Source organism: Frankia sp. Hr75.2, from assembly GCF_949319125.1.
In the GTDB taxonomy this organism is placed as follows: Bacteria; Actinomycetota; Actinomycetes; order Frankiales; family Frankiaceae; genus Parafrankia; species Parafrankia soli.
Genome location: NZ_CASGGV010000315.1, coordinates 1 through 11,549 on the forward strand (window position 1 = coordinate 1; position 11,549 = coordinate 11,549).

7 protein-coding genes and 2 pseudogenes are annotated in these 11,549 nt (G+C 72.2%); 5 read left to right on the forward strand and 4 right to left on the reverse strand.

Going from position 1 to position 11,549, the window contains the following annotated elements:
* Positions 1 to 788 precede the first annotated feature (788 nt).
* A pseudogene (locus AC559T_RS27885) lies at positions 789 to 1,202 on the forward strand (response regulator); the annotation flags it as partial.
* 167 nt (positions 1,203 to 1,369) lie between these two features.
* Here the strand turns inward: AC559T_RS27885 and AC559T_RS27890 are convergent.
* Genes AC559T_RS27890 through AC559T_RS27900 form a run of 3 tightly spaced genes read right to left on the reverse strand, consistent with a single transcriptional unit; the run spans position 1,370 to position 5,420 of the window.
* Complete coding sequence (locus tag AC559T_RS27890) at positions 1,370 to 3,895, reverse strand: FtsX-like permease family protein (RefSeq protein WP_498870602.1); 2,526 nt, start codon at positions 3,893 to 3,895, stop codon at positions 1,370 to 1,372.
* Positions 3,892 to 4,737, reverse strand: a complete 846-nt coding sequence (locus AC559T_RS27895; RefSeq protein WP_498870603.1) for an ABC transporter ATP-binding protein — start codon at positions 4,735 to 4,737, stop codon at positions 3,892 to 3,894. Before AC559T_RS27895 ends, AC559T_RS27890 begins: the two co-directional genes overlap by 4 nt.
* The gene (locus AC559T_RS27900; protein ID WP_112104972.1) at positions 4,734 to 5,420 is read right to left on the reverse strand and encodes a DUF2306 domain-containing protein; all 687 of its coding nucleotides are present in this window, start codon (positions 5,418 to 5,420) and stop codon (positions 4,734 to 4,736) included. The genes AC559T_RS27895 and AC559T_RS27900 overlap by 4 nt, the downstream gene beginning before the upstream one ends.
* A 301-nt stretch (positions 5,421 to 5,721) precedes the next feature.
* Between AC559T_RS27900 and AC559T_RS27905 the strand changes: the two genes are divergently transcribed.
* From AC559T_RS27905 to AC559T_RS27920, 4 genes are all read left to right on the forward strand, one after another.
* Positions 5,722 to 6,987 carry a sensor histidine kinase gene (locus AC559T_RS27905; RefSeq protein WP_498870604.1) on the forward strand — a complete coding sequence of 422 codons (1,266 nt, stop codon included), beginning with the start codon at positions 5,722 to 5,724 and terminating at the stop codon, positions 6,985 to 6,987.
* Positions 6,984 to 7,652 (forward strand): response regulator, encoded by a 669-nt coding sequence (locus tag AC559T_RS27910; RefSeq protein WP_112109230.1) that lies wholly within the window; start codon positions 6,984 to 6,986, stop codon positions 7,650 to 7,652. The genes AC559T_RS27905 and AC559T_RS27910 overlap by 4 nt, the downstream gene beginning before the upstream one ends.
* 207 nt (positions 7,653 to 7,859) lie before the next feature.
* On the forward strand, positions 7,860 to 8,927 hold the full coding sequence (locus AC559T_RS27915; RefSeq protein ID WP_498870605.1) for an integrase core domain-containing protein: 1,068 nt from the start codon (positions 7,860 to 7,862) through the stop codon (positions 8,925 to 8,927).
* Between the two features lie 271 nt (positions 8,928 to 9,198).
* Positions 9,199 to 9,918 carry a glycosyltransferase family 2 protein gene (locus AC559T_RS27920; protein WP_112109305.1) on the forward strand — a complete coding sequence of 240 codons (720 nt, stop codon included), beginning with the start codon at positions 9,199 to 9,201 and terminating at the stop codon, positions 9,916 to 9,918.
* Positions 9,919 to 10,162: 244 nt separating this feature from the next.
* Here the strand turns inward: AC559T_RS27920 and AC559T_RS27925 are convergent.
* Positions 10,163 to 11,273 (reverse strand): annotated as a pseudogene (locus AC559T_RS27925) (integrase core domain-containing protein).
* Positions 11,274 to 11,549 lie beyond the last annotated feature (276 nt).

Sequence of the window (11,549 nt, forward strand, 5' to 3'; positions counted from 1 at the left end):
GGGTCGAGCCGCACATTGCCGGGCCTGCTCGAAATCATTTTTCGGGGCCCGGTCAAATGAGCACGCATTGAGCGCTAGTGAAATTCTGAAATCGAATGCCGATCGGTTAGGTTCTCCAACCATGCAGGTCAAAGCAATTTTGATCAACTGGAGACGCGGTCTATGACCATCATTCGAGCTGGTTAAAAGCCGGTTGCTCCGCAAATTGAGCAACCTGGCATACCTCCTGCGCGGATCCACCGTCGACCCTGTACTGGGAAGATGCATGCGCGTTGTGCGCGCGGACGTTCCGGTGCGGCCCGACATTCGCGGTGGCCATATGACGGTGGGTCACGGCGCGCGTCACCTACGAGCTCCGCGAGATCGGCCGGTGTGGCGAACGAACACCGGCCGATCCCCGTCCTCATTTCTGGGAGTGCCTGGAATGGGCTGGCTGGGTGACGCCGAGTTGGGGTCGCCTGTCCGGTTCTCTATCCTCATGTCGGTCCAGCGAAGTGATTGAACAGCGGGCAGCATCCCGCCATGCAATCCCGGTCATCGTGGCCGCGTCGTTCCCGCTACCCGAGCGCACCGCCCAACGCGGACGTCCGGGCTGATGGTCGGGGCCATGGCCTGCTGGCCCCGACACTTGGTGTCATCCCGGGGTCGTGGCCCGCGCCCCGTGCGCGGACGCACGACGGTGAGGCCGCGCGTTTCTGCTGGTAGACGGCCTGTCCCTGCGGTCAGGGATGGTGATCGTGGGGCCGGGGATGGTGGGGTAGCGGTTCGCATTGTGCACGGTTCTGTCCATGGAGGACGACATCACGGTGGTCGCGCAGGCGGCATCCGGGCCGGAGGCGCTGGTGACGGCCCGGCTCCACCGCCCCGACGTCGCGCTGCTCGACCTGCAGATGCCCGGCCTGGACGGCATTGCTGTCGCCCAGGCGCTGCACGCCGACCTGCCCGCGTGCGCCAACGTGATCGTGACCAGCCACGGGCGGCCCGGCTATCTCAGGCGGGCGCTCGCCGCCGGAGCGCGCGGCTTCCTGCCCAAGACCGTGTCCGTGCAGGTGCTCGCCGACGTGGTGCGGGTGGTGCACGGCGGCGGCCGGTACGTGGACCCGGAGCTGGCGGCCGAGGCGATCGCGGCCGGGGACAGCCCGCTGACGCCGCGCGAGGCGGAGGTGCCGGAGCTGGCCGCTGGCGGCGCGCCGGTGGAGGAGATCGCGGCACGGGTGTCGCTGTCGCGGGGCACCGTGCGCAACTACCTGTCGTCGGCGGTCGCAAGCTGGGCGCGGTCAACCGGCACGAGGCCGTCCAGCTCGCCCGCGTCCGCGGCTGGATCTGACCGGAGGCGGCCCCGCGAGGGATCATGCCCGCGCCGGCGGGCCTACTCGCGGACGCCGGCCAGCTCGGCGGGGCGGCGACGCAGCAGCAGCGCGGCCGGGATCACGCTGGCCAGCACGGCCGTGACCAGGCAGGTCAGGACGATCCCGGCGAGCGGAGCCCAGGGCACGGCCAGCGGCACGGACGGCGCGATGTCGGCCAGGCCGTGGCGGGCACCGAGCGCCGTGACCGCCGTGACGACCGCGGCCAGCAGCACCCCGATGCAGGTCACCAGCACCGCCTCGGTGCCGACCACCCACAGCACCTGACGGCGGGTGGCACCGGCGAGCCGGATGGTCGCGAACTCCCGTGCGCGGTCCCGGGTCGCCATCACGAGGGTGTTGGCGATCGCGATGCCGGTGTAGACGAGCGACAGGCCGAGCATGGCGACCGACGCCTGCCGGTTCACCCGTGCCTCCTCCTCGCCCGCCGCCGAGAGGTAGCTCCCGGTGTCGACCACCGTTCCGGCACCGGCGGCGGCCGCCGCGTGTACCTGTTCCAACGACGCGTCCGGTGCCAGCCGCAGGTAGACGACGTCGGCCACCGGGAGGGCGTGGCGGTCGCGCAGCCGCGACGGCAGCAGGACGGTCTCCGAGAGGTCGAGCTGCCTCTCGAAGACGGCCACCACCCGCAGCCGTGCCGGCGTCGAGTCACCGAGCCACAGCTCGGCCGTCTCGCCGAGCTCCCAGCGACCCTCCGGAACGGCGACCGTGTCGGTGCCGGCGAGGTCGGCCAGCGATCCCGCGACCAGGGGGACGTCGAGTACGGCGGCGAGGTCCGCGCCCGACGCGTAGTAGCCGGTCCAGCCCTCCGGCTCGTCGCCGTCCCGAACGTAGACCCGGCTCTCGGTGACGGGAACGGCGGCACTCACCCCGGGGACCTCGCGCAGGGCGGCGACGCTCGCGTCGGGCAGCCCCTTCCCGGTGACGGGGATGGTGAGTGCCTCGGCCGTGATCCGCTCCCGTGCCGTGTTCTGCGTCGCCGCCTGCAGGGTGCCGAGCCCGGTCAGGGTGGAGCCGGCAATCCCGACGGTCACCAGGATCGGCGCCGCGGTCGCGGCGGTGCGCAGCACGGCCGCCCGCGCGCCATGGCCGGCGAGCAGGCCCACCGCCCCCGACGACCCCGACAGCGGGGCACTGAGCAGCGACACCAGCGGTGGCACCACGAGCGGAGCGAACATCGCGCAGGCGACGATCAGGAACAGCGCCGTGATCATGATGAGCGCGACGGCGTCCGCGCTCGGGTTCGCCACCAGCACCGCGACCAGCGGCACGCAGCAGCCGAGAGCGAGCAGGCCGGCCAGCGCGCGCGCCGTCGTCATCGGCCGGCGGTCCACCGCCGCGTCGCGCAGCGCCTCGACCGGGCGCACCCGCCCCGCTCGCCGCGCCGCCACCCAGGCACCGAGCAGGGCCACGCCCAGCCCGGTCCCGAACGCGGCGGCCACCGGCCAGAAGACGAACCGGGCGGTGAAGTCGCTGGGCACGAACCCGGTGCGGGCCAGGCGCGCGGCGAAGTCCGGGGCGATCGCGGCTCCCAGGGCACCGCCGGCCAGCGAGGCGAGCACGCCGACGGTGAGGGCCTCGCCGAGCACGATCCGAAAGACCTGGCGGGGCGTGGCGCCGGCGGCCCGCAGCAGGCCGAACTCATGGCGCCGGGCCGTCACGGCGTAGGCGAACGTCCCGGAGACCACGAAGATCGACACGAAGCCGGCGAGCCCCGTGGTGGCGGCGAGCAGGGCGACCGCCTCCGTCCGCCGCTCGGCGTCGGGGTCCGGCTCGGCTCGGCGCCGGTCGTCGCCGGTGAGCACCTGAACGGAACCGTCCTCGAGCGCGGTGTCGCCGACGACGGCGCGGGCGGCGTCGGCCAACGACATGACGGAGGGTGTGCTGGCGCCGGCTGGGCCGGTGCCCGGCGCGTTCAGCGCGACCGCCGCGACGCGGCCGTCGGCGAGCTCCTCGGCAACGGCGTCGGCGGTGTACAGCGCCGCCGGGGCGTCGGTGCGCAGCACGCCGCTGACCACGAAGCGCTCCACGCCGCGCCCGGTGACGACGGTGATCTCGGCTCCGGGACGGTGGGCGGTCGGGGCGCTGAGCACGACGTCCCGAGCACCACGGGGCGGCCCGCCCGCGACCCACCCGTAGGCGTGCAGGGCGGCGGCCGACCACGGGCGGACGGTGTCACCGGGCGCTCCGGGCGCCGTCGCGTACGCCGCGAAGTCCAGCACCAGGGAAGCGTCCAGGCCGGCCAGACGGTCGCGCAGGCCGCTCGGCAGCCCGCGCGCGGTGGCGGTACGCAGCGAGGCCGTCTCCCGGTCCTCGCCTGAACCGGTGGTGACACTGACAGTGCCGCCACCTGCCACGACCACGTCGGCATCGACGTACCAGGTCGGGCGGCCCCCGCCGCCCCCGACGCTGCTCACGAGGGTCAGCGCCATCGCGGCCAGCAGCGCCACGCCGAGCGTCAGCGCGACGAATGTGCCCACCAGACTGCCCTTGCGGGCGCGGACGGTGTGCCAGACCAGCCGGATCATGGCCGCTCACCCACCGGCCCGGTCAGACGCCCGCTCGGCGGCTCACCCGCTCTGGCGCGCGTCACGGCTGCTGCCGTGGCTGCTGCCGTGGCCTCGGCCGGCTCGGCCGGCTCGGCCGCGGGCTCGAGGCCGGCCAGCCGGGCGGCGACCGTCCGCGGAGTCGGATCGCGCAGCTCGCCCGCGGGCCGACCGTCGGCCAGGAACACCACCCGGTCCGCGTGGGAGGCGGCGACCGGGTCGTGCGTCACCATCACGATGGTCTGACCGTCCCGGTCGACCAGTCCGCGCAGCAACGTCAGCACCTCGCGGCCGGTCGTCGAGTCCAGCGCGCCGGTGGGCTCGTCGGCGAACAGCACCGACGGACGGGTCACCAGCGCCCGCGCGATCGCCACCCGCTGCTGCTGGCCGCCCGACAGCTCCGCCGGCCGACGCCGGCCCCGGTCGGCCAGGCCCACCGCCTCGAGCACCTCCCGGACCTCGCGCCGGCGCGGCCGCCGTCCGGCCAGCCGCAGTGGCAAGGCCACGTTCAGCTCGGCGGTCAGGGACGGCACCAGGTTGAAGGCCTGGAAGACGAAGCCGACCCGGTCCCGGCGCAGCACGGTCAGCGCGTTCTCGCTCAGCCGGGCCAGGTTCTCGCCGTCGAGGAAGACCTCGCCCGCCGTCGGCCGGTCCAGACCCGCCGCGCACTGCAGCAGCGTCGACTTGCCCGAGCCCGACGGACCCATCACCGCGGTGAAGGTGCCGCGGACGAAGGCGAGCGTGACGTCGTCGAGCGCCGTCACGGCGGCGGTCCGTCGGCCGTAGACCTTGCTGACGCCGCGCAGCGCCACCGCCGCCGTCATGCCGACACCTCCCGCCGGGTGAGGAACCACTGGGCGACGAGCAGGTTCGGCACCCAGCACAGGAACGGCACGACGTGGTAGGCCCGGTCGAACGCGACGTCGGCGTCGGTGCCCGCCAGCCCGGTCTGCGTGGCGATCAGCACCCCCAGCCACAGCCGCAGGGTCACCGCGGCATAGGTCAGGGCGAACGCCCGCAGCGCCCAGCGCCGGTGGGCGGGGACGTCGCGGTGGCGGATGGCCCGCCACGCCGCGACGGCGAAGCTCACCCACAACAGCGCCAGCAGACCGAAGCCGGCGGTGCCGACCGGACCCGCGAGGTTCACCGACGCCAGCACGGCTCCCGCGACCCCGGCGACCAGGATGGCGCTGAGCGTGATCCGTCCGGCCGTCCGATGCAGCCTGGGTGCTCGGGCTCTCACCCGCGCGGAGAGCTGGACAGGCGAGAGCAGCAGGGCAAGTCCCCCGAACGCGACGTGCAGGTAGAACGCGATCTGGATCGGCGTCGGCCGGTCGACGTAGTTCAGTGCCAGGTCGCTGTCCTGCTCGGCCAGGGCCGTCAGGGACGTTGTCAGGTAGGGAAGCGGGGCGAACAGCGCGATGGCCACCGCGCTGAGCGCAAACCACCAGGCGGCGGCGTGGCCCCGGCCGCGGGCGGGGCCGGTGGAAGAGGCCAGGGTGGACATCGGGTGCCTCCGGGACGGGTTCAGGGGGCGGGCTCTGAGCAGGCTTGGAGCGGCTCGGGGCAGCTCTGGGGGAGGGGCGGACAGGCTGTGGACCGGGCTGGCCGTGGCGGTCTGCCCGCGCTGGGCGACCAGCGCCTCGGTCAGGGTCGCCGGGCGGGGGACCGGGGGTCGACACCCTGGCGGGTCGTATCGGCCCGCGTCTGGTCACCCTCGGCGTCACCCGCGCGGGTGACGCCGGCTGCCCGGCCTGGGGATGGCGTCACGGCCGCGAAGCCGGTCACGATGGGCTGTGTCCTCGGCCATGGTCGCTTCCGACGTCCTGTCCGTCCTGCCCGGTCCGCTGCCCCGTGAGGGCGCCGCCTCGCCCGGAGCCCGTCCGGGCCATCCGCTGTGGCGCGCGCGCCCGTACCGGGCCGACGTCTGGCTGGCGATCGGCCTGGCGGTCGCGACGATCACGGTGACACTGGTCTCGTCCGGTCGGGCGCCCTACCACCCGCCAGACGCGGTCACGGCCGCGCTGGCCACGGTGTCCGCGCTGGCGCTGGCCTGGCGGCAGGCCGCGCCGCTCGCCGCGATGGCGGTGACGTCGACGATCGTCGCGGTCAACGCCGCGGCCGGCTACGCCGTCGTGGCCGTCCAGTGGCCAGCGTGGCTGGCCCTGTTCGGCTGCTTCTCGGTGGGCGGCCGTGGTGTCCGGATCGCCAGCACCGCGCTGTGCGTCATGGCCGTCGGCGGCTACGCCCTTTTCGACCGCGGTGCCCTGACGGTCGAGGACATGGCCGGGATCACGATGTCCTTCCTCATCGCGACGGTCGGCGGCGACGCCGCGCGCAGCCGCCGCGCGGTCGCCGCGGCGCAGCACGCCCAGGTCCGCGGCGAGGCACGGGAGCAGGCGCTGGCCGCCGAGCGCCTGCTGCACGAGGAAAGAGGCCGGCTGGCGGGCGAGCTGCACGACGCGCTGGGCCACACCGTGAACGTGATGGTGTTGCAGGCGGGCGTCGCGCGGCGGCTGTTCGCGGAGAACCCGGCCTTCGCCCAGCAGGCGCTCGCCGACATCGAGAACGTGGGCCGGGAAGCGCTGGGCGAGCTGGACCGGATGCTGCGGGTGCTGCATCCGGTCCAGGACCCGCGCCAGGGCGACGAGGGCCTCGACGTGAGTGACGACGACCCGGACGACGCCCACGGCCAGGCGGGCGCCCAAGGACTGGCGGCGCTCGCCGACCGGATCCGCGCCACCGGGCGGGAGGTGGACCTCGACGCCGAACCCGTCGACCTGTCGGCGGGCAGCGAGCGGGTGCTGTACCGGATCGTGCGGGAGGCGCTGACCAACGCCGTCCGGCACACCGACACGGGACGGATCCGCGTTCGGGTCAGCCGGGTCGCCGACCAGATCCGGGTCGAGGTGTTCAACGAGGGCGCCGGGTTCGCCTCCCCGGTGCCGGGCCGGGGGCTGATCGGCATGCGGGAGCGGGCCCGGCTCGAGGGCGGGTCGTTCGAGGCCGGACCCGTCGAGGGCGGCTTCCGGGTGCTGGCCACCCTCCCGACGCACCCGGCCACCGGCTCGTGATCACCGTGCTGCTGGCCGACGACGACGGCCTGGTGCGCAGCGGGCTGCGGGCGTTGCTGGACGCCGAGCCGGACATCTGTGTCGCCGCCGAGGCGGCCACCGGAGAGGAGGCGGTGCTGGCGGCACGCAGCTACCGGCCCGACGTCGTGCTCATGGACGTGCGCATGCCCCGTCGGGACGGCGTCTGGGCGACGTCCCAGATCACCAGCTGGCCGCATCCCCGGCCGCGGGTCCTGGTGCTGACCACCTTCGACGTCGACAAGGTGGTCGAGGACGCCCTCGCCGCCGGCGCCGACGGCTTCCTGCTCAAGCGGGCCACCCCTGAGCAGCTGATCGACGGCATCCGGGTGGTCGCCGCGGGCGACGCGCTGGTCGCCCCCGCGGTGACCCGCCGGCTGCTGGCCACGCTCGCCCGCCGTCGCGTGCCCGACCGCGAGCTGCTGACGCGGGCCGACCAGCTGACCGACCGGGAGGCGGAGGTGCTGCGGGCACTGGCCGAGGGCAGGTCGAACACCGAGATCGCGGCCGTCCTGAACCTGTCGGTCGAGACGGTCCGCACCCACGTCAAGCGGATCCTCAGCAAGCTGGGTGTCCGGGACCGCACCCAGGCGGTGGTGTGGGCGTACCGCGCCGGGTTCGTCGACATGACGGCCCCCGGCCCCTGACCCGCACACCGCCCACCTTCCCCCGGTGACCTGGGCCATCCCGGCTTCGAGCGGTTCAGGCACCGGATCACCATCGCCGGTGAGGTGCCCGTCGGTGTCGACGGCCGCCCGTCGCAGCCCCGCGAAGGTTGTGGGGTGCCAGAAGTCGGCTTGGGTCTGTGACCTGGGATGATGCGGCGGAGCGGGCTGTCGGCATGATGGTCGACTATGTCCATCCGCCTGCTCTATCTGATCTTCGTGCGGGTGTGCGGCTGGCTGGTCCTCCTCGGCCGTTCGTCGGCGTCGAAGGACATCGAGCTGCTGGTGTTGCGGCACGAGGTCGCGGTGCTGCGCCGTACCCAGCCCAAGCCGCGGTGGGACTGGGCGGATCGCGCGGTGCTCGCCGCACTGATCAGGGTTCTCCCCAAGACGCTGCGAGCGCACCGGCTGGTCACCCCCGGCACCGCCCTGCGGTGGCACCGCCGTCTGATCACACGGAAATGGACCCATCCGCAGCGGACGGGACGACCACCGGTCAGCACGGAGATCGCGACCCTCATCGAGCGGCTCGCGACCGAGGACACGACGTGGGGGTACCAGCGGATCCAGGGCGAGCTCCTCAAGCTCGGCCACCGGGTGAGCGCCTCCACGATCCGCCGGGTCCTGAAGACCCTCGGGTTGCCACCGGCGCCCAGGCGGCAGATCGACACGACGTGGCGGCAGTTCCTGCGCACCCAGGCCTCGACCATGCTGGCCGTCGACTTCTTCCATATGGACTGCGCCGTGACGCTGCGGCGGTTGTACTGCTTCTTCGCCCTGAAAGTCGGCTCCCGCACCGTCCACATCCTCGGAGTCACCGCCCACCCGGACGGCCCGTGGACCACCCAACAAGCCCGGAACCTCCTCATGGACCTCGGCGACCGAGCAGCCGACTTCCAGTTCCTGGTCCGCGACCGGGCCAGCCAGTTCACCGCGTCGTTCGACGCGGCCCTCGCCGACGCCGGCATCACCACCATCAAGATCCCACCCCGAACCCCGCGGGCGAACGCCTACGCGGAACGGTTCGTCCACATGGTCCGGACCGAGGTCACCGACCGGATGCCGATCTTCGGCGAGTGGCACCTGCGCACGGTCCTGACCGCGTACGCACGGCACTACAACGGACGACGACTCCACCGCGGCCGCGACCTTCAACCACCACGGCCCGACCACCCCGTCGCCGACCTGGCCAGGGAACGGATCAAGCGCCAGCCTGTCCTCGGCGGCCTGATCAACGAATACGAACGAGCCACCTAAAACCCCAGGCCACCACCGGTGCCGAGTTCTGACACCCCACACGCCATCGCCCAGGCGAACGGACTACCTGTGCCGTGAGCGGGGACGGCGCTTGCTCAGTCCTGCCGGCCCTTGGGGGTCGGGTCCGCTGCCCACCACTGGTGGTCGAACCGGGCAGCCATGCCTGGTTCCCGGACGGTTCTCCCGGCCGAGCATGAGGCGGGGGCTCTCGCGTACTACGGGCGGATGCGGGGACGTGCAACCTCGACAGGACTGAGGAGGCGCCGTCCCCATGAGCATCGCTGTGCTCGTCATGACCGACGGTCGAGACGAGCACCTTGACCGCGCTGTGCAGTCGGCCAGCTGGCACCTCGGTGGACCCATCACGGAATGGTTCATGCACGACGACTCTGGCGACGATGACCACCGAGCCCAGCTCGCCAAGCGGTACCCGCAGTTCGTCCAGCTGGGTATCGGCCCGCGGCGCGGTTTCGGTGGCGCCATCAGCTGGGCCTGGAGCGTCCTCAGCATTAACCGGGCCCTCGACTTCGCCTTCTACGTCGAAGACGACTTCGTCTTCCACGTCGAAGACGACTTCATCTTCCATCAGCCCGTCGACCTAGGCGCCATGGCCGATGTGCTCACCAGCCGGCCCCACCTCGCCCAACTCGCACTCCGCCGACAGCCATGGAACGACGCCGAGCGGGCCGCCGGCGGGATCGTCGAGCAGCACCCCGACGACTACGTCGAGCAGACCGACGAGGACGGCAACGCCTGGCTCGAGCACCGCCGGTTCTTCACCACGAACCCGTGCCTGTACCCGCGGGAACTGTGCTCGGCCGGCTGGCCGGCTGGGCCCGACTCCGAGGGCCGGTTCGGCCTCCGACTACTCGAGCACGGCCTGCCCTGGGGTGTCTCCGGGGCGGACGTCCGCATGGGCTTCTGGGGCGCACGGGACAGCGGCGAATGGGTGGAACACATCGGCGTCCAGCGTGCTGGAACCGGCTACTGAAGGGGATGCCATGAAAAAGATCGCTCTCATTCTCGCTGTCATCGCAGCCTGCCTGGCCGTAGGCATCGTGGCGGCGCGAGCCAGACCACCGGCGTGCTCACCCTCTCCGTGACCCGCGCCGGCACCCAGCTCGCCACCGCCGACCCCGGGATCAGCTACACCGCCGGCGCCTGTGGGGCTCCAGAACCCCGATTCTGCCTGTGATCTGGTCTTTTGCGGTTGACAGGATCTTCCGCGCAAGTGGTCAGGCGTTGCGATATTCGTTGATCATGCCGTCGAGGATGCGTGTGCGACGGATGGTGGAATTCGACGTCGGGGCGACCACGGGTGGCGGGTCGGGTGGGTGCTGGCCGAGGGAGCGGTGGGGTCGGTGGGTGTTGAAATGCTTCGCGTAGCTGTCAAGGACCGATGTCAGGTGCCGTTCGGAGACGATCAGGAGTCTGTCGGTGCATTCGCGGCGGGCGGTGCCTACCCAGCGTTCCGCGATCGCGTTCGCTTTCGGCGACTGTGGTGGTGTGCGCATCACGTCGATGCCGGCTGCGGTGAAGACGGCATCGAAGGAAGCCGTGAATTTCGTGTCGCGGTCACGGATGAGGAACTGGAACCGGTGGCTGCGCTCCTCGAGATTCATCAGCAGGTTTCGTGCCTGCTGGGTTACCCAGGCCGCGGTCGGATGCTTGGTGACCCCGAGGAGGTGGACTCGGCGGTGGCGTGCTCGACGACGAAGAACACGTAGATCCGTTGCAGGAACACGGTATCCACCGTGAAGAAGTCGCAGGCCAGCAGGCCAGCAGGCCGGACGCCTGCGCGCGCAGGAACGTCCGTCAGGAGGCGTCAGCCCGCCGGGGTGCGGGGTCGACGCCGGCGCGGTGCAGGATCCGCCAGACGGTGGCGACCCCGACCGGGTAGCCCAACCCGATCAGTTCGCCGTGGATCCTGCGGTGGCCCCAGGTCGGGTTCTCCCACGCGAGGCGCAGAACCAGCTCGCGGATCTCCCGGCGGACCGGCGGCCGCCCAGAGGTCTTGCGTGCGTAGGTCCATTTTCGGGCGAGGAGGTCGCGGTGCCAGCGCAGCACGGTGGCGGGGGTGACGAAGAACGAACCCCACCGAGCCCGGGGCAGGAGCCTGGACAGGGCTGCGAGGATCACCCGATCCGCCGGTTCCAACGTCGGACGGTTCACCTGCCGTCGAAGCACCGCCACCTGATGTCGCAGGACGAGGAGCTCCACGTCTTTCGCGGTGTCGCCGCGCACGCGGAGCAACATCAGTCCGAGAACGTTGCGTGTCAGGGCGTAGAGCAGCGACCACACCATGACCATCCAGCCTGCCCGGGGCGGGCCCCGTCCGGCAGGCAAACACGCAGGTCACCGCCCAAATCCGGGTTCTGGAGCCCCACAGGTTGGCCTCGAACTGCGCTACCGTCACCCCACCGGGCCGGCCGCTCCCCCATTGCCCTTGACTTTCAGTCACGCCTCCCACACCAGCCGCTTTGGGATAACGTGCGACTTTCCCTGCACCTTCGGTTCATGCGCGTGGCTCATCCTTCCGGTTGGCCGTGCTCATCAACCCGGGCAGCGCATCCCCTTGGCTCCACCCGCGACCTGTTGGGTGGCCACGACCAGGGACTCGCC